Annotated in this window: 20 protein-coding genes; 19 read left to right on the top strand and 1 reads right to left on the bottom strand. The window is 59.0% G+C overall.

The annotated features are described in order from the left end of the window. The first annotated feature begins 195 nt into the window (after positions 1-195). The 16 genes from A6070_RS01735 (at position 196) to A6070_RS01810 (ending at position 17,920) form a co-directional block, all read left to right on the top strand. Positions 196-2,247, top strand: a complete 2,052-nt coding sequence (locus A6070_RS01735) for a sigma-54-dependent Fis family transcriptional regulator (protein WP_072288089.1) — start codon at positions 196-198, stop codon at positions 2,245-2,247. A 304-nt stretch (positions 2,248-2,551) separates the two neighbouring features. Beyond that, positions 2,552-2,701, top strand: a complete 150-nt coding sequence (locus A6070_RS15495; RefSeq protein ID WP_158514002.1) for a hypothetical protein — start codon at positions 2,552-2,554, stop codon at positions 2,699-2,701. Further along, entirely contained in the window at positions 2,682-4,472 is a 1,791-nt protein-coding gene (gene thiC, locus A6070_RS01740) for a phosphomethylpyrimidine synthase ThiC (protein ID WP_072286776.1), read from the top strand. The genes A6070_RS15495 and thiC overlap by 20 nt, the downstream gene beginning before the upstream one ends. 9 nt (positions 4,473-4,481) lie before the next feature. Then, positions 4,482-4,685 (top strand): sulfur carrier protein ThiS, encoded by a 204-nt coding sequence (thiS, locus tag A6070_RS01745; protein WP_072286777.1) that lies wholly within the window; start codon positions 4,482-4,484, stop codon positions 4,683-4,685. A gap of 22 nt (positions 4,686-4,707) precedes the next feature. Then, positions 4,708-5,484 carry a thiazole synthase gene (locus tag A6070_RS01750; RefSeq protein ID WP_072286136.1) on the top strand — a complete coding sequence of 259 codons (777 nt, stop codon included), beginning with the start codon at positions 4,708-4,710 and terminating at the stop codon, positions 5,482-5,484. Beyond that, positions 5,481-6,605 (top strand): 2-iminoacetate synthase ThiH, encoded by a 1,125-nt coding sequence (gene thiH, locus A6070_RS01755; RefSeq protein WP_072286779.1) that lies wholly within the window; start codon positions 5,481-5,483, stop codon positions 6,603-6,605. The genes A6070_RS01750 and thiH overlap by 4 nt, the downstream gene beginning before the upstream one ends. A gap of 54 nt (positions 6,606-6,659) precedes the next feature. Then, entirely contained in the window at positions 6,660-7,742 is a 1,083-nt protein-coding gene (locus tag A6070_RS01760; RefSeq protein WP_083558624.1) for an ATP-NAD kinase family protein, read from the top strand. Positions 7,743-8,400: 658 nt separating this feature from the next. Next, on the top strand, positions 8,401-9,381 hold the full coding sequence (locus tag A6070_RS01765) for a thiamine pyrophosphate-dependent dehydrogenase E1 component subunit alpha (RefSeq protein WP_072286781.1): 981 nt from the start codon (positions 8,401-8,403) through the stop codon (positions 9,379-9,381). A gap of 39 nt (positions 9,382-9,420) precedes the next feature. Then, positions 9,421-10,425: an alpha-ketoacid dehydrogenase subunit beta gene (locus tag A6070_RS01770; RefSeq protein ID WP_072286782.1), complete on the top strand. Its 1,005-nt coding sequence runs from the start codon at positions 9,421-9,423 to the stop codon at positions 10,423-10,425. A 5-nt stretch (positions 10,426-10,430) separates the two neighbouring features. Further along, positions 10,431-11,804 carry a dihydrolipoamide acetyltransferase family protein gene (locus A6070_RS01775; protein WP_072286783.1) on the top strand — a complete coding sequence of 458 codons (1,374 nt, stop codon included), beginning with the start codon at positions 10,431-10,433 and terminating at the stop codon, positions 11,802-11,804. A gap of 114 nt (positions 11,805-11,918) precedes the next feature. Further along, positions 11,919-12,848 (top strand): lipoyl synthase, encoded by a 930-nt coding sequence (gene lipA / locus A6070_RS01780; RefSeq protein WP_072286784.1) that lies wholly within the window; start codon positions 11,919-11,921, stop codon positions 12,846-12,848. A 46-nt stretch (positions 12,849-12,894) separates the two neighbouring features. Further along, positions 12,895-14,307 carry a dihydrolipoyl dehydrogenase gene (lpdA, locus tag A6070_RS01785; RefSeq protein ID WP_072286785.1) on the top strand — a complete coding sequence of 471 codons (1,413 nt, stop codon included), beginning with the start codon at positions 12,895-12,897 and terminating at the stop codon, positions 14,305-14,307. Between the two features lie 309 nt (positions 14,308-14,616). Next, positions 14,617-15,444, top strand: a complete 828-nt coding sequence (locus A6070_RS01795; protein ID WP_072286787.1) for a nitroreductase family protein — start codon at positions 14,617-14,619, stop codon at positions 15,442-15,444. Between the two features lie 117 nt (positions 15,445-15,561). Beyond that, positions 15,562-16,476: a 3-hydroxyacyl-CoA dehydrogenase gene (locus A6070_RS01800; RefSeq protein WP_072288090.1), complete on the top strand. Its 915-nt coding sequence runs from the start codon at positions 15,562-15,564 to the stop codon at positions 16,474-16,476. A 13-nt stretch (positions 16,477-16,489) separates the two neighbouring features. After that, positions 16,490-17,125 carry a lipoyl(octanoyl) transferase LipB gene (gene lipB / locus A6070_RS01805; protein ID WP_072286788.1) on the top strand — a complete coding sequence of 212 codons (636 nt, stop codon included), beginning with the start codon at positions 16,490-16,492 and terminating at the stop codon, positions 17,123-17,125. Between the two features lie 12 nt (positions 17,126-17,137). Continuing rightward, entirely contained in the window at positions 17,138-17,920 is a 783-nt protein-coding gene (locus tag A6070_RS01810) for an alpha/beta fold hydrolase (protein WP_083558627.1), read from the top strand. 51 nt (positions 17,921-17,971) lie between these two features. Here the strand turns inward: A6070_RS01810 and A6070_RS01815 are convergent, their stop codons facing one another. After that, positions 17,972-18,241 (bottom strand): DUF3024 domain-containing protein, encoded by a 270-nt coding sequence (locus A6070_RS01815; RefSeq protein WP_072286789.1) that lies wholly within the window; start codon positions 18,239-18,241, stop codon positions 17,972-17,974. A 608-nt stretch (positions 18,242-18,849) separates the two neighbouring features. Here A6070_RS01815 and shc point away from each other — a divergent pair. From shc to A6070_RS01830, 3 genes are all read left to right on the top strand, one after another. Continuing rightward, positions 18,850-20,937 (top strand): squalene--hopene cyclase, encoded by a 2,088-nt coding sequence (gene shc / locus A6070_RS01820; RefSeq protein WP_072286790.1) that lies wholly within the window; start codon positions 18,850-18,852, stop codon positions 20,935-20,937. A 202-nt stretch (positions 20,938-21,139) separates the two neighbouring features. Beyond that, positions 21,140-22,609, top strand: a complete 1,470-nt coding sequence (locus A6070_RS01825) for a sigma-54 interaction domain-containing protein (RefSeq protein ID WP_072286791.1) — start codon at positions 21,140-21,142, stop codon at positions 22,607-22,609. Positions 22,610-22,827: 218 nt separating this feature from the next. Then, positions 22,828-23,274 (top strand): Hsp20/alpha crystallin family protein, encoded by a 447-nt coding sequence (locus A6070_RS01830; RefSeq protein WP_072286792.1) that lies wholly within the window; start codon positions 22,828-22,830, stop codon positions 23,272-23,274. Positions 23,275-23,312: the final 38 nt, after the last annotated feature.

Raw genomic sequence — 23,312 nt, forward strand, 5'->3', positions numbered from 1 at the left:
AAAAGACAAGCAACCGGGATTGAGGTGCCTTTTAAATTAGCATCTTATGTTTTCTTTTTATCGCAATATTTACCAGTAGTGTTTGCCAGCAGTGTTGTCAAGCGAACAAGAGTCTGATAATCTAATGAACGATATAAGCGTTATCTGTTTTGCAAAGGCAGTATTCCGTCAATGATTATTCATGAGGTGGAAAGAATGCCTGATCGGGCTATCAACAGGCACGTACAGCGGATCTTTTCCTGCGTATCCGGCAACCGGGACAAGGACGACCCCGCGGTCGAGATCCCCATTGTCACATCGTGGGAACGAAGCCTGCAGCATTACGGCATCGATCCGAGCGAGCCCAATCCCGTGCGGGTGTTGACGGAGGGCGAGCTCAAGGGATACACTCAGCCGATCGAGCGGTTCTTGCGCATCGCCAAAGTGGCGGTACATCACCTTCACCGGCAGGTTTCGGATCTCGGCTATTCGACCCTGTTGTGTGACGCCAACGGTGTTACCGTTGACTGGCGCGGTGACGAGCGGTATATCCGGCAGTGGAAGGATACCGGCTTGTTCCTTGGGGCTGTCTGGGACGAACAGCGCGAAGGGACCTGCGGGGTGGGTACGGCAATGATCGAGCAGGTTGCCTTGACCGTGCACAAGGGCGAGCACTTTCGCGCCAAGAATGCCAACCTGACCTGTTCCTGTGCCCCGATTGTCAGCCCGAGCGGTAAGACGATGGGGCTTATCGATGTTTCCGCTTTTCACTCTCCCGATTCCAAGGAAAGCCAGCATCTCGCTCTTCAATTAGTCATTCAGTCCGCGCGGATGATCGAATCGGCCTATTTTCTCAGCCAGTTCGAAGACCAGTGGGTTCTGCGGCTCAGTTTCGAGCGGGAACTCGCCGAGGTGTCGAGTGAGTGCCTGATCGCCATAGGTGGCGACGGTAAAATTCTGGCGGCGGATCGCGTTGCCTGCCGCAGTCTGGCGGGGGAAACCGGAGGTGGCGGTCTGGCAGGTCGTTTGATCGGAGAAGTATTCGATATCGATTTCGAGAAGTTGCTGGATATCTTTTCCCGATCCAGCATGGTCCTGCCGATCCGCACGCAGAAGATGGGGCTTCGCATGTTCGGTTCACTGCGCTGCCCGCAGGCTATTTCCGTCAAGCCGGTCGCCGCAGTCGAGGCACCCGCCCCCCGGAAAAGAAAGGTGCCTGCCCCGGGCGAGGCCCTGACCCTTGATTATCTGGCAGGGGAAGACCACAAACTGCTGGAAAGCGTGGAGCGCATCAAGCGGGTCATGAACAAGCCGATTCCGATACTTCTCAATGGAGAGACCGGTACCGGCAAGGAAATGTTCGCCCAGGCGATCCACAATGCCAGTCGCCGCGCCGACAGGCCTTTTGTTGCGGTAAACTGCGCCGCCATCCCGGAATCGCTCATCGAGAGCGAGCTTTTCGGCTACAAGGAGGGGGCTTTTACCGGCGCGCGCAGCAAGGGGATGCGGGGTAAAATCCTGCAATCCGACGGTGGCACCCTGTTTCTCGATGAAATCGGCGATATGCCGGCCAGCCTGCAGCCTCGCTTGCTGCGGGTGCTGGCCGAGCGCGAGGTGACGCCGCTGGGGGGCGAGACCCCGATCCCCGTCGATCTGCACGTGATCTGTGCAACTCACCGCAATATTCTGGATATGGTCGCCAGCGGTGATTTCCGCGAGGATCTCTATTACCGTCTCAACGGCGTGTCCTTTGAACTGCCCTCCCTGCGGGAACGCTCCGATATCGAACGCCTGATCGACGATGTGCTGACCATCGAAGCGGGCAGCGGCAATGAGCAGGCGGTCATCGATGACGAGGCGATGCGGGTTCTGGCTGATTTTTCCTGGCCGGGTAACATCCGGCAGCTGCGCAATGCGTTGCGTTACGCTCTCGCGGTATGCGACAAGGGGATCATCACCTGTGCCGACCTGCCGGTCGATGTGACCGGCGCGACGGATCCCGCGGCCCGGGCGAAGCCGGCCATTCCGAGGCCGGCGCCAGCCGCCCTGCCGGACAGAAGTTGCGAGGCGGATGATGAAGACGACGACAATGATGGCATTCTGGCCGAGCTTAACGCCATGGAGCAGGCGGAACGTCAGGTAATACTGGATGCCCTGCACAAACACAAGTGGCAGGTATCCAGAGCGGTAAGAGACGTTGGCATCAGTCGCGCGACCATGTATCGAAAAATGGAAAAATATGCCATTGTACCGCCAAACAAGCGCTGAGGCCCTGATCCGGGGACCCTCTTGCAGCTTATGGGCAAAGACAAGCGGCTTGATTAAAAAGAGGCTGTCCGGAACACATTCCGGGCAGCCTTTTTTTCGATAAGCGAATGCAAGATGAATTCCTGATACTCTTCCCAGGGACAGCTGTTTCGTCTGGCGTTCGAAACAGCTGTCTCAAAATGAGAAGAGAACTGTTTTTTTGGGGAGATAACGCATCCGTAAAAACAAAGGCGGATTTGGCGAGACGGGCATGACGTGGGGGGAAAAGCAGGGCGGCTGCGCAGTGGTGTCGGGAAGGCGCTAGTTGGCGCGGTTTTTGCCATTTAAAGAGACAAAACACGGTTTTGTCGCAGGCGGCAGCAGCATGACTGCGCGATGGGGCGAACGGGACAAGCAGATTCCGGCCATGGCCGAAAAACAGCTCTGGGGACGAAATGATGAAACAGTTTCATGAAGATACCAACGCACGGATTTCAGCGCCGTCCGGAGAAGCGGCAGTCATCGGTACGCGTAAGGTTTATGTGGCCGGTTCGCGGCCGGATATCCGGGTGCCCATGAAGGAGGTCGTGCAGCGGCTGGGGGATGCCGAAACCTGCGAGGACGGACTTCTGAAAATTCACCTGTACGACACCTCGGGGCCGTTTACCGATCCCGGCGCCAGTGTCGATATTCGCACCGGGCTGTCTGCCATGCGGGGCGGCTGGATCGTCGAGCGTGGCGACAGCGAGATACTGCAGGCGCCGAGTTCGGAATACGCCAGGCAGCGCCTGGAGCGACATCGGCAGGAGAACTATCACTTTCCTTCACTGCGGGTGCCGCGTCGTGCCACGCAAGGCGGCAACGTTACACAGATGCATTATGCCCGTCTGGGGATCGTGACCCCCGAGATGGAGTTTATCGCCATCCGCGAAAACCAGCGCCGGGAAACCCTGCCTGATCTGCTGAAAAAACAGCACCCCGGAGATGCTCGGGGAGCGTCGATCCCCGGCATTATCACGCCCGAGTTTGTTCGGGACGAGGTGGCCGCGGGCAGGGCGGTGATCCCCTGCAATATCAATCATCCGGAAAGCGAACCGATGATTATCGGCCGTAACTTTCTGGTCAAGATTAACGCCAATATCGGTAACTCCGCCCTGTCCTCCTCCATCGACGAGGAAGTGGAAAAGATGATCTGGGCGATCCGCTGGGGTGGCGACACCGTTATGGATCTTTCCACCGGGCAGAATATCCATGAGACCCGCGAATGGATTATCCGCAACAGTCCGGTGCCTATCGGCACGGTGCCCATTTATCAGGCCCTGGAAAAGGTTGGCGGCAAGGCGGAGGATCTCAGCTGGGAGATGTTCCGGGATACGCTTATCGAGCAGGCCGAGCAGGGTGTCGACTATTTCACCATTCATGCCGGTGTGCGACGCAATCTGCTGGAGGCGGCGCAGCGCCGGCTTACCGGCATCGTCTCGCGCGGCGGATCCATCATGGCCAGATGGTGCCAGGCCCACGGCTGCGAGAGCTTTCTTTACACCCACTTTGAGGAGATCTGTGAAATCGCCAAAGCCTACGACGTGACCTTTTCCCTTGGGGACGGGCTGCGACCGGGCTCGATATTCGATGCCAACGATGAAGCACAGATCGCGGAGCTTAAAACCCTCGGCGAGCTGACGCAGATGGCCTGGCGTCACGACGTGCAGGTGATGATCGAAGGTCCGGGGCATGTGCCGCTGCACCTGATTCAGGAAAACATGGAGTTGCAGCTCAAGTATTGCCATGGTGCGCCGTTTTATACCCTCGGTCCCCTGGTGACGGACATCGCGCCCGGCTACGACCACATCACCTCCGCCATCGGTGGCGCCATGATGGCCTGGTGCGGCACCGCCATGCTCTGTTATGTCACTCCCAAGGAACATTTGGGTCTGCCGGATAAAAACGACGTCCGCGAAGGCATCGTGGCGCACAAGATTGCCGCCCATGCGGCGGACCTGGCCAAAGGGCATCCCGGGGCTCAGGCCCGTGACAATGCTCTGTCGAAGGCCCGTTACGAGTTCCGCTGGCAGGATCAGTTCGCTCTCGGCCTGGACCCCGAGCGGGCCATGGGGATTCGCAGGGCGCTGCTGCCGGATGACGCGGAAAGCAAGGAGCAGTATTGCACCATGTGCGGCCCCGATTTCTGTTCCATGAAAATAACCCGCAGTTTGCGGGAAGGCGCAGTTTGCGGAAAGTCGAAATAGAGGGGGGCCATGTCTCAATTGACGGTAAATGGTAAACCTTTGGTGCTGGCGCTGCCGGCGACGGTTCTGGACCTGCTGTCGCATCTCGATTTCGATCCGGCAAAGGTTGCCGTGGAGTTGAACGGGGCCATTGTCCCGCGGGATGCCTTCGAGGACACCGACCTGACCCGCGGTGACCAGCTGGAGATCGTGCAATTCGTCGGCGGGGGGTAACCCGCCTGAAGAGGATAAGCCCATGGATGAACTGGTTATCGCCGGTCGCCGCTTCCGTTCCAGGCTGCTGGCCGGAACCGGCAAATTCGCCTCCAACGCCCTGATGGCCCAGGCGCTTGACGCCTCCGGGGCGCAGATCGTCACCGTCGCGTTGCGCCGGGTCGATATCGACCGGCCCGACGACGATCTGCTGGCGCATATCGACCGCGACCGCTACCTGCTGCTGCCCAACACCAGCGGCGCCCGCGACGCCGAGGAGGCGGTGCGCCTGGCGCGTCTGGCTCGCGCCGCCGGCTGCGAGCCGTGGGTCAAGCTGGAAGTGACCCCCGACCCCTACTACCTGCTGCCCGACCCCATCGAAACGCTCAAGGCCGCCGAGATCCTGGTCAAGGAAGGCTTCGTGGTGCTGCCGTATATCAATGCCGACCCGGTGCTGGCCAAACGCCTGCAGGAGATCGGCACCGCCACGGTGATGCCGCTGGGGGCGCCGATCGGCACCAACAAGGGGGTGCGTACCCGCGACAGTATCGCCATCATCATCGAACAGGCCATCGTGCCGGTGGTGGTGGACGCCGGGCTGGGGGCACCGTCCCACGCCGCGGAAGCCATGGAGATGGGAGCGGACGCGGTGCTGGTGAACACCGCCCTGGCGGTGACGCCGGACCCTGCGGGGATGGCGCACGCCTTCCGTCTGGGGGTCGAGGCCGGCCGCCGCGCCTACCTGGCGGGACTGCCGGCGCAGCGGCAAATGGCGGAAGCCTCCAGTCCGCTGACCGGTTTTCTGAGGGACGAGCGATGAGTTTTCTGGAGATTTTCAACGGTTATGACCGCGCCGAAGTGGCGCGGGATATCGCCGCCTGCGGCGCCGCCGATGTGCAGCGGGCGCTGGCGGCGGAACACCTGCGCCTCGGCGATTTCATGGCGCTGCTGTCGCCGGCGGCGCAAGCGTATCTGGAGCCGCTGGCGCAGAAGGCCCACCGGGTCACCCAGCGGCGCTTCGGCAAAACCATCCAGATGTTCGCGCCGCTGTATGTCTCCAACGAGTGCAGCAACGGCTGCCTGTACTGCGGATTCAACGCCGCCAACAAGGTGGCGCGGCGCACCCTGAGCCTCGACGAGGTCGAAGCCGAGGCGCGCATCCTGCGCCAGCGGGGTTTTCGTCACGTGCAGCTGCTGACCGGCGAGGCGCCGCGGGCCGTCAACGTCGACTATCTCGAAAAGGTGGTGCGGCGGGTGCGGCCGCTGTTTTCCGCCATCAGCATCGAGGTTTTTCCGATGGATGAAGCCGGCTACCGGAAAATGGTGGCGGCCGGGGTGGACAACCTGACCGTCTATCAGGAGACCTACGATCGCCAGCTGTACGATCGCCTGCATCCTTTCGGGCGCAAGAAGGATTTCGACTGGCGCCTGACCACGCCGGATCGCGGTGGCGCGGCGGGGCTGCGCTCCATCGGCGTCGGCGCGCTGCTGGGTCTGAGCGACTGGCGTACCGAGGGCTTTTTCGTCGGGCTGCACGCCCGGCATCTGGCCCGCAGCTGGTGGCGCAGCCGGGTCAATGTGTCGTTTCCGCGCCTGCGGCCGGCCGACGGCGGCTTCCAGCCCCTGGCGCCGGTCTCCGACCGCGCCCTGGTGCAGCTGCTGTGCGCCTTGCGCCTGCTGATGCCCGATGCCGGCCTGGTGCTGTCCACGCGCGAGAGCGCGGCCCTGCGCGACAGCCTGCTGCCGCTGGGCATCACCCAGCTCAGCGCCGGTTCCAGCACTGCGCCGGGCGGCTACGGACACGAGCATGACGGCAGCGAACAGTTCGCCATCAGCGACGAACGCGACGCCGAGCAGGTCTGCACCATGCTGCGGGCCAGGGGCTACGAGCCGGTCTGGAAAGACTGGGATCGGGTTTTTCTTGAGGACAAGGCCGTTTGAAATAGCCGCACCGCGGATGTGCTTCGTCAGAATGGACTAAGGAGATAGATGCGTATGATCTGCCAAACGGGTAAAGGTTCAACGGTTGGGATTATTGCCAACCCTGCTTCGGGACGGGACATCCGGCGTCTGATCAGTGCCGCCTCCGGGGTTACCATCGCCGAAAAAACCAGCATCGTGCGTCGCCTGTGCATGGGGCTGAAGGTCGCCGGAATCCAGACGGTTTACATGTATTCCGATCGCGCCGGCATTGCCGGAACCCTGTTGCGCAACAAGGAACACGGCGAAGCCGTAACAGGCGAACTATGGCCCGAATTCGAGTTGCTCGATATGCCGGTGGAGGAAAAAGCCATCGATACCATTCGGGCCGTGGAGCGCATGGTCGAACTGGGCGTGAGCGTCATCATCGTGCTCGGCGGCGACGGCACCCATCGGCTGGTGGCGAACAACTGTGGCGCCATACCTATTATCGGCCTTTCCACCGGGACAAACAATGCGTTCCCCCATTTCTATGAAGCCACTGTGGCGGGCATGGCGGCCGGTCTGGTTGCCGGGGGCGCCGTATCGCTGTGTGAAGCGACCCGGCGCAACAAGGTGCTGCGGGTTGAAATCAACGGCCGCTGCCGGGATCTGGCGCTGGTAGATCTTTGCCTGACCGACGACATGTGGGTTGGCGCCAGGGCCATGTGGAAACCGGAGCGGGTCAAGGAGATCTTCGTGACTTTCGCCGAAGCCGACGCCATTGGTCTGTCGTCCGTTGCCGGCTTTGCCAACCCCATCCCCAGGGACAGTGGCCAGGGGCTGCACCTGACCTTGTGTCCGCCCGGTGAGGGGATGCTGACCCTGTGCGCGCCCATTGCGCCCGGTCTGCTTCTGCCGGTAGGGATTGCCGAAATGAAGATTATCCGCCCCCATGAAATCATTCCGGTCACCATGGACAGGGGTATCGTTACCCTCGACGGGGAGCGGGAGTTCGCTTTTCGGCAGGAAGACGAAGTGCATGTCTGGCTGGACCTCGATGGCCCCTTCACCATCGATGTTCCGAAGGTTATGCATATCGCTGCCGAACGCGGCATGTTCACCCTGCCTTCGGCTTATATCAGTGGTGGCAGCGTGCGGCCGGAGGGGGTCGAATAGATTAGCCTTCGGACAAGTAACCTTGCCCTCCATAATTCCCGCGCATGGCGCTTTGCACCCGCCGTGCGCGGGTTTGCGTTTGACCGGGAGTTTTATTCCCCGATCGTCGACCTCCCATCCCTTTAACTCGTATCCACCCGAAATCTCCGGATGAAAACCCTCTGTCCTGCTCCCTTGATAGTCACCCGCCTGCCAGCTGCGGACAAGCGCACCTTGCTGTTTCCTGCCTCATATCTTTTCAACCACGGTTTTGCGACAGATGTTTGTTTTGTCGTAAGACACCTGTTTCAAAATTATCTAAAAGAAGTAAAACTGTTTCCTGAAAAACGCCGTTATCAACCCCCGAGACCTTTTTCACGGCTTGGCCAAAAAAATTGGATATAGGAAAAAACTTATAAAAATAATGGGTTATGCCATTTAATTCGGTATTCTTCCGGGGTGGCACGCTGCCGAAACGTCCTTGGCATCGGATGTGCTCTGCTAAATAGCCGTGAGATCAAACGCGACCGTAACGGTATCCCGGAAGTCATCAGTTGTTTTGCCAGGTAAGATCCAGTCCGGCACCTCGGGAAGGTATTTTGCGGCAAAGGCGGGGCAGGAGCGGTCAATTTTCACTCTATCGTCTTATGCACAATCTAAAGGAAGAAGGGAGAAGCAGATGAAGACACAGTTGTCGAAAGAGGATCTTCTCAAAGCTTATCGGAAGATGCGGGAGATTCGTGAATTTGAAGACCGCGTGCATGTCGAGTTCGCAAAGGGGACCCTCCCCGGCTTCGTGCATCTTTACTCGGGCGAAGAGGCGGTTGCCGTTGGTGTGTGTGAGCACCTCAATGACAAGGACCGTATCGCCAGTACCCATCGCGGCCATGGTCATTGCATCGCCAAGGGTGTTGATCTTGTTGGCATGATGGCCGAGATCTATGGCAAGAAAACCGGTACCTGCGGCGGCAAGGGCGGCTCCATGCATATCGCCGACCTTGACAAGGGCATGATGGGCGCCAACGGCATCGTCGGTGCCGGTCCCCCGCTCGTAGCCGGTGCCGCTCTGGCTTCCAAGATGCGCAAGGACGGCAGCGTCGGCGTGGTCTTTTTCGGCGACGGCGCCTCCAACCAGGGTACCAACTTCGAATCGATGAACCTCGCCGTAACCCTGGACCTGCCGATGATCTTCGTACTGGAGAACAACGGTTATGCCGAGTCGACTTCGGTCAAATACTCCGCCAAGGTCGGTTCGGACAATATCGCAGACCGCGCCCGCGGTTTCGGCATGCCGGCGGTGACTGTCGATGGCAACGATTTCTTCGCGGTTTACGAAGCGGCCGGCGAAGCCATCGAACGTGCACGCAAGGGTGGCGGCCCGACTTTCCTCGAATGCAAGACCCTGCGTTATTTCGGTCACTTCGAGGGGGATGCGCAGGGTTATCGTCCCAAGGATGAAGTCAAGAGTGCCCGCGCCAACAATTGTCCCCTCAAGCGTTTCGCCGAAGCCATGATCTCTGGCGGGTTGGCTGAAGCGGCGGAAATCGAAGCCATCGACAAAGATGTACTGGCTCTGGTCGAGCGGGCCGTCAAGGAAGCCGAGGCCGCTCCGCAGCCCGATCTGAGCGCGCTGCTGACCGACGTTTACGTTTCTTACTGAGCCCTTTTCAGAATTTAAGGTATAGAAAGGAATAGAGCGATGGCTAGAAAGATCATGTTCAAGGACGCAATCAACGAAGCGATCTGCCAGGAAATGGAGCGCGACAAGTCCGTTATCCTGCTGGGGCTGGATGTCGCCGGTTCCGCCGGCACCGATCAGGAGCGCGATTCCTGGGGCGGCGTGCTCGGCGTCACCAAGGGGATTTACCCCAAATTTCCCGATCGTGTAATCGATACGCCGATTTCCGAGTCCGCCTATATCGGCGCCTCCGTTGGCGCTTCGGCCTGCGGGATGCGCGCTATCGGCGAACTGATGTTCTCCGACTTCCTGGGGGTATGCTTCGACCAGCTGTACAACCAGGCCGCCAAGTTCCGCTACATGTTCGGCGGCAAGGCCGTCACCCCGGTGACCATTCGCACCATGATCGGCGCCGGATTCAGCGCCGCCGCCCAGCACTCCCAGAGCCCCTACTCGATTTTTGCTCATGTCCCGGGGCTTAAGAGCATTATTCCCTCCAATCCCTATGATGCCAAGGGTTTGCTGATGGCTTCTATCGAGGATGACGACCCCTGTGTCTTCTTCGAGCACAAGGCTCTCTACACCATGAAGGGCGAAGTCCCCGAAGAGTACTACACCATCCCCCTGGGCCAGGCCAACGTGGTTCAGGAAGGCAAGGACGTCACCATCGTCGCCCTGGCCCGCATGGTGCAGGTGGCAGTTCAGGCCGCCAAGACGCTGGCCAAGGAAGGCATCGAGTGCACCATCATCGACCCGCGCACCATTTCGCCGCTGGATAAGGACACTATTTTCTCCAGCGTCGAGAAGACCGGTCGCCTGGTGGTGGTCGACGAGGATAACGACCGCTGCGGTTTCGCTTGCGACATCGTCGGCATGGTTGCGCAGAACCTGTTCGGCGCCCTGAAAGGCGCTCCGCAGATGGTTACGCCTCCTTTTACCCCGGTACCGTTTGCCGCCAACCTTGAAGCCGAATATATTCCCAACGCAGCCAAGGTGGTAGCAGCTGTACGCAAAACCCTGGAGTAATCATCATGAGTGACAATAAAATCATAGCCCTCACCATGCCTAAGTGGGGGCTCACCATGGAAGAAGGCACCATCGCTTCCTGGTTGATGGAGGAAGGCGACGTTGTCGAAGTCGGCAGCGAAATTCTCGAAGTCGAAACCGACAAGATTGCCCAGCCCGTGGAAAGTGCCGTTACGGGGGTTCTGCGCCGCAAGATTGGTGAAGAAGGCGAAGAGTACCCCGTGCAGGCCCTGATCGGCGTCATCGCCGCCGAGGACGTGACGGACGCAGAAATCGACGCGTTCATCGCCTCCTATGGCGGTGCGGAAGCAGGCGACGAAGCGGAAGGCGAAGCAGCAGAAGGCTCCGTCGCGGCGGAGGCTCCGGCCGGTGTCCATGAACTGACCATGCCCAAGTGGGGGCTGACCATGGAAGAGGGCACCATTGCTTCCTGGCTGCTGGACGAGGGCGATGAGGTTGAGGTCGGTACGGAAATCATGGAGATTGAAACCGACAAGATCGCCCAGCCGGTCGAGAGTACCGTAGCCGGCATTCTGCGCCGCAAGATTGGCGAAGAGGGCGAGGAATACCCGGTGCAGGCACTGATCGGCATTATTGCGGACGCTTCGGTTTCCGATGCCGAGATCGATGCCTATCTTGCCAAGCGCAGCGGCAAGGCGGCTCCGGCCGCCGAACCGGAAACCGCGGCAGAAGCCCCGGCCGCAACCAAAGCGCAGCCGACCAGCAAGCCGATGACGGCGATGCGGGCCGCGATTGCCAATACGGTGACCAACTCCTGGACGGTACCTCAGTTCCCGGTCACCATGGCCATCGACATGGGCGCAGCCAAGCAGTTCCGGGCCGGCCTCAAGGCCGCCGGCAAGGCCGTATCCATGAACGACATGGTGGTCAAGGCCTGCGCCAAAGCCATCGAGAAGTATCCGATGGTTAACGCCACCCTGGGCAACAAGGAGTATATCCTGAACCCCGAGGTGAACATCGCCGTGGCCGTGGGTCTGGATGATGGTCTGATGATGCCGGTTGTCAAGGGCTGTCAGGCTCTCAGCCTGGAAGAGGTCGCCAGCAGTTCCCGCGCCCTGATCGACAAGGTCAAGGCCGGAACCTGCGGACCGGCAGAGATGGCGGGCGGCAACTTCGCCATCTCCAACCTGGGAATGCTCGGCGTCGATCAGTTCGTCGCCCTGGTGCCCCCGGGAATGACCGCGATTCTGGCGGTTGGCGGAATCAAGGAAGAGGTTGTCGTGAAGGATGGCAACATGGTCCCCGCATCGACAATGAAGGTGACCCTGGTTGCCGATCACCGGGTGGTGGATGGATTGTATTCTGCCCAATACCTGGTGGAACTCAAGCGTCTTCTGGAAAATCCCGAAGAGCTTTAATGCCCGATGTAAACAGGCCGGCACCTGTCAGGTGCCGGCCGCTAAAAGCCTTTCGCGGGCGGGCGTATGCATCGACCTTCGCAAGACTTTAAAGGAAAAGTCAGGACAGTGGCCATGGAAGTTGCAAAGAAAAAACGCGGCGCCGACAAGACCGCCTTGTCAGCTGATGACAAGCAGGCTGTATTGACCAAGCCGGCCTGGATCCGGGCAAAAGCGCCTTCATCGCCGGAAGTCGCCAAATTGACCGGAATTCTGCGCGAGCATCGATTGCACACGGTGTGCGAAGAAGCCAATTGTCCCAACCTGGGAGAATGCTTCAATCGTGGTACTGCCACTTTCATGATCATGGGTGATGTGTGTACCCGCCGCTGTCCCTTCTGTGATGTTGCCCACGGTCGCCCTTCAGCACTGGACCCCGGGGAACCGGAACATCTTGCCGAGGCGGTTAGGGTCATGAAGCTGCGCTATGTGGTGGTTACTTCCGTGACCAGAGATGACCTGGCCGACGGTGGGGCCGGTCATTTCGCCCGTTGCGTCGAGGCCATACGCCGTAAGCCCGGCAAGGTCAAGGTGGAAATCCTGGTGCCGGATTTTCGGCGCTGTGTCCAGACGGCTCTTGCCAACCTCGGCAACGGCCTGCCCGATGTGTTCAATCACAATCTTGAAACGGTGCCGCGGCTGTATGCCGAATCGCGCCCCGGCGCCGATTACCAGGGATCCCTGAAGTTGTTGCAGTGCTTCAAGGAAATGTATCCAGATGTACCGACCAAATCGGGATTGATGGTTGGCCTGGGTGAAACGGATGATGAGATTCTCGAAGTGATGCGGGATCTCCGCGCACACGGCTGTGACATGCTGACCGTTGGCCAGTATCTGCGCCCCGGACGTCATCATTTGCCCGTGCAGCGCTATGTAGCTCCGGAGCAATTCGAGGCGTTTAAGGTGGCCGGTTTGAAAATGGGTTTTTCGCAGGTCGCTTCAGGACCGCTGGTACGGTCCTCCTATCATGCCGATCTGCAGGCGCAAAAAGTTCTGCAACCATGAGAAACAGCGGACAAAATCGGGTTTTTGCCGCATAAGGAGAACATAAATGGCTGATGAAATTTTTGATCTGATTGTATTGGGCGCCGGCCCCGGCGGATATGTGGGCGCGATTCGCGCCGCACAGCTGGGCATGAAGGTCGCCGTCATTGAAAGCCGTCCGACCCTCGGAGGGGTTTGTCTCAATGAAGGTTGTATCCCGAGCAAGGCGCTGCTCGATTCGAGTGAGCACTTCGCTCTGGCGCGCGATAAATTCGACATGCACGGCATCGAAATTCCCGCGCCCAAGCTGAACCTGGCCAAAATGATGGCGCGCAAGGAAGGCGTTGTCGGCGATCTTACCGGCGGTGTCGCTTTTCTGTTCAAAAAGAACAAGGTGAGCTGGATCAAGGGACATGGCAGATTGCTGGGAGCCGCTGCCGACGGGCTGCAGCAGGTTGAAGTAACCGGCAAGAACGCCGGCGTGGTCAAAGGCAAGAACATCCTTCTGGCGACCGGCGGCAAAGTGGCTCAGGTTCCCGGCATCACCATCGACAACGAGGTGATCATAGACAATGTCGGCGCTCTGTCCCTGCAGCAGGTGCCGGAGCATCTGGTGGTGGTCGGGGCCGGATACATTGGGCTGGAGCTGGGATCGGTGTGGCTGCGTCTGGGAGCCAAGGTTTCCGTGGTGGAAATGCTGCCCAAGATGCTCCCCAAATCCGATGGGGACACCACTCAGGCATTGCAGCGTTCGATGAAGAAGCAGGGCATGACCTTCCACATGGGTACCCGCGTGGACAATATTCAGGTAGCGGGCGGCAAGGCCACGCTGACCCTGTCCAAGGGCGACAAGACCCAGGAAGTGGTTTGCGACAAAGTCCTCATGTCCATCGGGCGCAAGCCCAATATGGAGGGGCTGGGAGCTTCCGAAATCGGCGTGGAGCTCGATGAGCGGGGCTGCGTCAAAGTGGACGATAATTACGCGACCACGGTGCCTGGCATTTACGCCATCGGCGATCTCATTCCGGGGCCAATGCTGGCGCACAAGGCCTCAGAGGAAGCGGTGGTGTTTGTCGAGCGCCTGGTGGGCAAGAATTCTCAGGTTCATTACGGCACCATCCCGGGCGTCTGCTACACATGGCCGGAAGTCGCCTCCGTTGGCAAGACCGAGGAGCAGCTTCAGGAAGAGGGCATTCCCGTCAAGGTTGGCAAGTTCAATTTTGTCGGCAATGGCCGCGCCCGCGCCATGGCCGAAACGGAAGGTTTCGTCAAGATTCTGGCCCATGCCGAAAACGGCCAGGTGCTGGGGGTTCACATCTTCGGCCCGCGCGCATCCGACATGATCGCTGAAGCGGTCGCGGTTATGAGCTACGGCGGCACGGCGCATGACATCGGAGCTATGTTCCATGGACATCCTACCCTCTCCGAAGCGGTGAAGGAAGCCGCTCTGGATGTCGATGGCGCTGCGGTGCATTGCTAGGCGGAGCGACTGTGCCCCGCGGCCGGAAACCGATTCGGGGCGGTCCTGATGCCGCCCCGAATCGGAAAGCCGGTAGGATTAAAAACGAGTTTGAGGCTAGTCCTGCGAGGGCTGACCTGCTTGCCGGGAGGTAGACCTCCTAGCTCCCTCCCGGTTTTTTTAAAGATTTTCCTCCTCCTTTTTCTTTCCTCCTGTTCCAAGTGGAGACGATTCGGGTCCGTCTCCACTTGGGTTTTTTTTCCCGGCGTCACTTTGCAGGAGGCAGCATCGGGAGAGTCGACAATCCGTTGTACCGCGTAAGGAGGCTCCATGAAACAATTTCGTGTGGACCAGTCGCTCTGCATTCAATGTGCAGAATGTGTCAAGGATTGTGTTTTTGGGCTGATTGTCATGCAGGACGGCTATCCGGTGCTTCCCGCGGACAAAGAGGCCACCTGCATCGAATGTCAGCATTGTCTGGCGGTATGTCCGTCTGGCGCCATCAGCATTCTTGGTCTCGATCCTGCCGACAGCCTGCCGTTGGCCGGTCGCTTTCCCAACCAGCAGCAGATGGAGACGCTTATCAAGGGCCGGCGTTCCATTCGGCGTTATCGACCCGAACCGCTGCCCGCTGAAACAATCGATGAATTGTTGAAGATTGCCGCGCATGCACCGACGGGCGTCAACAGTCGGGGGGTGGAATTCATCGTGGTTGAAGATCCCGCCACCATGGACGCGATCCGTCAGGAAACCATGGAAACCCTTCAGGACCTGGCGCGCAAGGATGCCATCCCGGATCATCTGGTCTGTTTCAGGCATTTTGTTCCGCTGATGGAGCAGGGACTCGACCCTATTTTCAGGCGGGCCCCCCATCTACTGATTGCCTCGGCCGCCGAGGGTGTCCCTACCCGGGAAGCCGATGTATTTATCGCTCTGAGCTATTTTGAGCTGCTCGCGAACAGTGCCGGTATCGGTACCACCTGGCTCGGTCTGGCCAAATGGGCGATGGTCGATCTGGCGCCGCGACTTTTGCGCAGCGTCGGAGTGCCGGAAAATCATGATGTGGTGTACATGATGTTGTTCGGAACGCCGGATGTCACATACTACCGTACCGTGCAAAGAGATCAGGACGCCAAGATCCGGCGCCTGGTCAAATAGGGTCAAAGGCTATCGGTTGGTTGCCTGTTTTGTTGCTTGCGGTCAAACACCATTTCGGTGGCGCCAGTCAGGGAGTTCGCGGGCAAACCATACCTTATGTCGCACAATGAGGGGGCGATGAAGCTTAAGGACATAAAAAAGGTTTTCGTTGTCGGCGCAGGAACCATGGGACAGCAGATTGCGTTTCAGTGCGCCGCACACGGATATGCCGTCATTCTTTTCGATCTGAGCGATAGTATCCTGCGCAAGGCGCGATTGCGCATCAAAAGCTACGCGGATTACCTGATAGCCGAAAACCGTCTTGATGCCAAAATGGCAGGCAGAGCACTCGACAACATTGCCGTAACCACCGAAGAGCAGCGAGCTTCGGAGATCGACCTTCTGATTGAATCGGTGCCCGAAGACCTTCAGATGAAACGGGAAATATTCAGCCGCTTTAACCGGATCTGCCCGGAACGGACGGTTTTCGCCACCAATACATCGTTGCTGATTCCCTCCCAGATGGCCGATGCTACGGGCCGGGCGGATCGGTTTCTGGCGCTGCATTTTCACCAACCGGTGTGGGTCGGAAACCTTGCCGATGTCATGCCTCACGCCGGCACGGCTGAGGGCGTGGTAGATCTTGTGCGTAATTTCGCCCGATCGATCAATCAGATTTCCCTGGTGCTGCAAAAGGAAAACTACGGCTACGTATTCAACGCCATGTACAGTGCTCTGAATAACGCCGCGATTACCCTTGCCGCCAATGGCGTGGCTGCCGTGGAGGACATCGACCGCGCCTGGATGGTGGTGATGAAGATGCCTGTAGGCCCGCTGGGGATGCTGGACGTGGTTGGCCTCGATACGGTCTGGCACGTGACGGACTACTGGGCGAATACGCTTGGAGACGCCCAGACCCTCAGGAATGCCGAGTATCTGAAACGGGAGTATCTCGAGCATGGCTGGTTGGGGGTGAAAAGCGGGCGCGGGTTTTACGGTTATCCCCGTCCCGCTTATCAGGAACCGGATTTTGTTCTGGGCGGGAACCGGTAGGGGGGAAGAAGCTATGATCGTGCAGGATCTCGGATTGATGGCGTATGCCGAAGCTTACGCCCTGCAGGAGCAACGGGTTCGGGAAATCGCTTCCGGCGTCTCTCCGGAAACCCTGCTGCTGGTGGAGCATCCGCCGGTCTACACCCTGGGGCGCAGCGGTCACATGGATAACCTGCTGGATTCCAGCATCGAGGTGGTCAGCATCAATCGCGGCGGCGACATTACCTACCATGCGCCGGGTCAGCTGGTCGGCTATCCGCTGCTCAATCTTGGCCACCGCGGGAAAGACCTGCGTCATTACCTGCGATTTCTCGAAGAAGTGTTGATTCTCGCGGCGGCCGATGTGGGGGTGGTTGGCCGGCGCTGCCAGGGTAAAACCGGCGTTTGGACCGATCAGGGAAAACTGGCGTCCATCGGAGCGGGGGCGCGGCGTTGGGTTACCATGCACGGGTTTGCCCTCAATGTGTCTCTTGACCTGTCCGGTTTCTCGCGCATAAATCCCTGCGGAATCGTCGGTTGCCCCATGGTGTCCCTGGCGTCCCTTACCGGCCGGATGATTTCCGTGAAAACGGTCAAGGAGCGCGTCGTTTATCATTTTGAATCCCTGCTGGAGGCCTGGCTGCCGGAGCAGCAGGGGGTAAACGCATGAGAGGATAAACCCGTGGTGCCGGCTGTGGACCTGAATTATGAGGTGCAGGGCGAGGGCGCGAACCTGGTCGTTCTGCACGGGCTTTTCGGATCTCTGGACAACTGGCGGGGTATGGCGCGGATGCTGGCCGGCCATTTCCGGGTCTGGCTGGTCGATCAGCGCAATCACGGGCTGTCTCCGCACAGCCGGTTTTTTAATTACACTTGTCTTGTGGAGGATTTGCGGTCCTTTCTGGATCGCATGGCGCTGGACAGCGTTCACTTGCTTGGGCATTCCATGGGCGGCAAAGCCGCCATGCTGTTTGCATCCCGCTATCCCGCGCGTGTGGAGCGACTGATCGTCGAAGATATCGGACCGGGGGCTTATGCTCCCCGGCACGAGACTGTGTTCAGGGGGTTGCTCAACCTGCCCCTGGCACGGTTGACGAGCCGCAGGGATGCCGAGCAATACCTGCGCGCTGAAATTGACGATGCAGGGGTGAGGGGGTTTTTGCTGAAAAGCCTTTACCGACAGCCGTCCGGAACCTGGGGCTGGCGCTTTAATCTGCCGGTATTGTTTGCCGAATACCGCACATTGCTGGCGGCTTTGCCCCTCGATGTCCCGATATATTGTCCGACCCTGTTTATCCGGGGGGAGCAGTCCGATTATCTTGATCCGGTTCGGCGGGATGCGTTGCTGGAAAAATTTGACGACAAGCGCTTCATCAGTGTCCCGGGTGCTGGACACTGGGTGCATGCCGATCAACCCGTTGCCTTTCTGCAGGCCGTGGCATCCTTCCTGATGGCCGAAAAATAACGCATCAACCGTCCTGGTCCACCAGGGTAGCTCCGTGGTGCCCACCGGGACTCAGCCCTGCCAGAACAGGTAGTGGGGATTGTCTGACAGAAAGGCCAGGCAATCTTCCAGGGTGCCGGTAAAGTCGAGGTATTCCCAGCGCTCCAGATTATGGAAATAGGCCATACGCCACATCCCCGGTGTTTCAGTGCGAATCAGTCGGGCAAAGCATTCTCCGTCTTTGCCGAGATGCAGTTCCTCGCCTTCGATGTGAATATCGAACAGCGACAGGTGCGGATCGGACCGGGCCATGCGTCTGGCTTTTTCAAGCATTTCGTTCATGCTCTTCCTCCTCGCTGATCTTTGATTTTCAAGCCATTCCTATATTATATTGCATCAAAACCTTATTCCAACCGTGGCGGTGTCGGTGCCGGGCGAACTCCGTCCGGCGGCGTCCGCTTTCGACAGGTCCGGGGCATGTGTTTTGTAGGGACGGCAAGCGCGCTGGAAAATAAGGGCTTGCGGAGTTACGTTATTGGGCGTAGTATCAAACACTTAATTTTAATATTAGGTGATTGTGCGTGTCCTCGCCGTGTATTGAGGGGGGATGACGACAGTTTCGAGATAAAGTTCTTAAAAGTTGACTTTTTGTAATCATTGTACTAAGGGTTAAAGATTGGCGAACCTGGTATTTGATTACCGTATGAAGAGCCCCATGCGATTCATGGCCCCTGCCAACCGGGCTTTTGATTTTTGCCGGGGTTGATTTTTGTCCTCTGATACATGGGTGGCGGCCGACATGGCATCCCCCGCCACACGTGGCGTTGCCACATCCCGCGGACAGTCGCGTATGCGGCCTGTTGAGAATAACGGTTCAGAAATTTAGATTTTATGCGCTTGCAAGCGTCTGGATATTTGTTGTGAAGCAAACCACAGGAGGCACTGGTCCCTTGAACGTCATTCGGCAGCTGAATTCTGAGGCAGTTACAGCCGATGGGCTGGATGATGGCATACAGCGCGCCATCGACTGGCTGGCTGATAACCAGGAAAAAGAGGGTTTCTGGGTCGGCATGCTGGAATCCAACTCCTGCATCGAGGCTGAATGGATCCTGGCGATGCATCTCCTCGGCGTAAAGGATGATCCCAAGTACGACAAGGTCGTCCAGGCCATACTCAATGAGCAGCGGGAGGACGGTTCCTGGGCCGTGTACTACCAGGCTCCGGCCGGAGACATCAACGCCACCGTCGAAGCCTACGCCGCATTGCGTGCCGCCGGTTTCAAGGCCGATGACGTGCGTCTGGCCAAGGCCCGTAACTGGATCTTCCAGCATGGAGGGCTTCGGCAGGTGCGGGTTTTTACCCGCTATTGGTTGGCCTTGATAGGCGAATGGCCCTGGGAAGAAACACCGGCGCTGGCACCTGAAATGATCTATTTGCCCTCATGGTGCCCTCTCAATATTTACGATTTTGCCTGCTGGGCCCGTGCCACGCTGGTACCGCTGACCATTTTGTCAGTGCGACGCCCGGTAAAACCTCTTCCGCCGGCGAGCCGGCTTGATGAATTGTTCCCCGGTGGCCGTGAAAATACGGACTACAGTTTTCCGGATACCGAAAAAGGGCTCGCGGAGCGCTTTTTCCTGGTGGTTGACTGGTTCCTTAAAAAGTACAGCCGACTGCCGGTGCAGTTTGGTCGTGAAAAAGCCATCAGCCTTTGCCTGGAGTGGATCGTGCGTCACCAGGATTACGATGGTGGCTGGGGCGGCATCCAGCCACCCCTGATCTATTCACTGGTCGCGCTCAATGTCGAGGGTTATGCATTGACCCATCCCGTAATCAGCAAGGGGCTGGATGCTTTCAACCCTCCCTGGGCGTATGAGAAAAACGGCGGGACCTATCTGCAGTGCAGTGAGTCCCCTGTGTGGGATACCCTGTTTACCTTGCTGGCGCTGTTCGAGTCCGGCTGTACTTTTGAAGGTACGCCCATGATGCGTCCCGCTCTCGACTGGATTCTGGGCAAACAGATCACCCGGTGGGGCGACTGGCAGGTCAAGGTGCGCGGTGTGCGTCCCGGCGGCTGGGCTTTTGAAAGGGCCAATACCGCCTACCCCGACGTGGACGACACCGCGTTGGCGCTGGTGGTGCTGAGCGAGGCCCGTCGTCATCTTGAGGATACGGCTGCCGTGGATGCGGCTTTGGAGCGCGCCGAGGAATGGATCCTGGGGCTGCAGTGCAAAAACGGCGGCTGGGCGGCTTTTGACCGCGACAACAACAGCGTCATTGTCACCAAGATCCCTTTCTGCGATTTCGGCGAAGTTCTCGATCCGCCCAGTGTCGATGTCACCGCGCATGTGGTTGAAGCCCTGGCCACCCTCGGCCGTGATATGCACGATCCTGTGGTGGCCAAGGCCCTGCGTTATATCCGCAGCGAACAGGAGCCTGAAGGGAGCTGGTTCGGGCGATGGGGCGTCAATCACATTTACGGCACCGGCGCTGTGCTGCCGGCCCTGGCCGCGATTGGCGAGGATATGCGGGCACCCTATGTCCGCCGCGCCGCCGACTGGCTGGTGGCGCACCAGAATGCCGATGGTGGCTGGGGTGAAAGCTGCGCTTCCTATATGGATGACAGTCAGCGTGGCCGTGGGCCGAGTACCGCATCCCAGACCGGTTGGGCATTGATGGCTCTGGTTGCCGTCGCGAGTCCGGATTATGATGGCGCCATCCGCCGGGGTCTCGATTATTTGCTGTCCTGCCAGAAGGCCGGAACCTGGGACGAGCCACAGTATACGGGGACCGGTTTTCCCGGGTACGGGGTGGGGGAGCGTACCAACCTCAAAGAAATCGGCGCCACGCTGGGGCAGGGTTGTGAGCTGGCACGCGGGTTCATGCTTAATTACAATATGTACCGCCACTATTTTCCGCTTATTGCCATGGCCAGGGCTCGCCGTTATTTAGGGCTGGCCGTCCAGCCCTGCCGGCCGGAATTGACGGCTGCTGCCGAGTTTGATTTCGAACCGCTGCGCGGCCGCGCCTGCGGTTGAAAAAGAGATCCCTTGTCGGGTTACAAAGAGCCGTCCGCTTGTCGTGGGCGGCTCTTTGTTTTGTGGCTCGCGCATGCGTCTTCATGGCTTGCGAAGTCATGCCTGGATGGTTACATTTTTCCATGAGATGAACGGGGCGGGGAGTCGAAAAACCGTCGGTTGCCGACATGCGGAACGGCCCGGCGCTGCAGGAGAAAAGGCGATGACGCAAAGGGTACTGGAGAATAAGGAACGGGCGCTCCCCGTTCCCGCGCCGGATCTTGTTCTTGTCGAAGGTGTCCGAGGTCGTTGGCGGGTGGCTGACATCTCCGAAACTTTTGCCGGCCGCCTTGGACTTGACGCGTCGCTGGCGGTCGGGCGGCCTGCGGCCCAGGTGCTTCCCGGGGGCGTGCCTTCCCTTGAATCCCTGGCGCATGATGCCGTTGCCGGCAGCTGCGCTTTGCTTGACATCCGGGTGCGGCTTGGTGGGCACCCCGATCTTTGGCGGGTTGATGTCCGGCCTCTAGGCCCTGGCGTCGGTGGTCATCTCCAGGAAGTAGCGTTCGTGTTTCGGCACCTGGAAATCAGGAGCAGGGAAGAGCCGGTTTCTTTTTACGGAATGGTTGGAAACGGACCGGCGATCCGGGAGGTTTTTCGTAAAATTACCCTGTTCGCGCCTTCCGATGCTGCTGTGGTCATTACCGGTGAGACAGGGACCGGAAAGGAACTGGTGGCGCGAGCGCTGCACGACCAGAGCCTGCGTCCCGATGGCCCTTTTGTCGCGGTCAACTGTTCCGCCATATCGGAGGAGTTGCTCGAATCCGAATTGTTCGGTCATGAAAAAGGCGCATTTACCGGGGCCTTGCGCACTCATCGAGGCCGGTTTGAGCGGGCCGACGGCGGCACCCTGTTTCTCGATGAGGTCGGCGACATGCCCCTTGGCACCCAGGCCAAACTGCTTCGGGTGCTGGAAGAGGGGGCGATCGAGCGTGTCGGCGCCGAGCGGGAACAACGGGTCGATGTGCGTATCCTGGCTGCGACCAACGTACCTCTTGAGCAGGCGGTCGGCTCCGGGCGTTTCAGGGCCGACCTGTATCACCGTCTTTCGGTGCTGCGCATTCATCTGCCGCCGCTGCGCGACCGGCCCGAAGACATTCCCTATCTTGTCGATCATTTTCTCAATATGTTCGCCCGCAAATACCGACGGCGTATTTATCGCCTCACCCCCGATGCCATCCATCTTCTGCAGGCGTATATGTGGCCCGGCAATATTCGCGAACTGCGTAATGTGCTGGAACGGGTATTTATTGAAACCCAGGCCGACGTCATAGGCGCGAGGGCCTTTGGCGAGTGGATCCGGGAGCGGCAGGACTTTCTCGCCGACCGCGGAACTGGCCGGGGTCCCGATCGTCTGTCCCTGCCCGCGGTTGTGTTGCCGCAACGTGCCGAAACTGGCGGTAACGGCGGCCAGGAACCCGGCCCCCCGGTGTTTGAGGCGGAATTCTATCCGGGCGATGGCGGTTCCCGCAACACGCGCCCTGCCAACCTGACGGCGGAAACCATCCGCCGCGCCTACCGCGATGCTCATGGCAATCTGGCCGATGCCGCCAGGCGACTCGGTGTGCATCGCGCCACTCTTTATCGTTACATGGAAAAACTGGGGTTGTCCCGGGCCACCCTGGAAAAGGATTAGTTGACAAGTGTCGCAAGATCTCTTTGCGACGTTGCATGTCTTTTTTGCGACACAATGATGCGACGTCGCAAGAGAGATTCAAGTCTTTTTGTCTTGTGCAACTTCTTGAAATAACAGGTAAAAGTCCTTTTCACTGAAGTTGGCATGATGGTTGTTATACTAAAGGGCGTAACGGAGCAAACAGACAATCATGCTAAATCAAGCACAAGGAGGACAATATGGCGACCTGGAACCTGTACAAGGAAATGGAACATCTCCGCCGCGAAATCGATGAGGCTTTCCGCGGATTCGGCGGGCACGGTCTTTTGGGGCCGGCTTTCCAGCCGGGCAGGAGTTTCCGCCGTCAACCTCCCGTCAATCTGTACGGGGATGCGGATAACCTCTATGTTGAAGTGCTGGTGCCTGGCATCGATCCGGCCGGACTCGACCTGATGGTGCAGGAAAATATCCTGACCGTGAGCGGTGAGCGCGCCGTGATCGAGGACAAGGATCGTACCTGGCATCGCCGTGAACGGGACAACGGCAAATTTGTGCGTACCCTGGAACTGCCGGTCGATGTCGATGCGGAACATGTCAAGGCCAGTTGCAAAAACGGCATACTGACGATCACCTTGCCCAAGGCGGCCACGGCCCGTCCGCGAAAAATCAGCGTCGATGTAGCCTGATACGACCCACGGACCTGATTTTGAAGATCTGTCACCAC

This window comes from Syntrophotalea acetylenica (assembly GCF_001888165.1).
Taxonomy (GTDB): domain Bacteria; phylum Desulfobacterota; class Desulfuromonadia; order Desulfuromonadales; family Syntrophotaleaceae; genus Syntrophotalea; species Syntrophotalea acetylenica.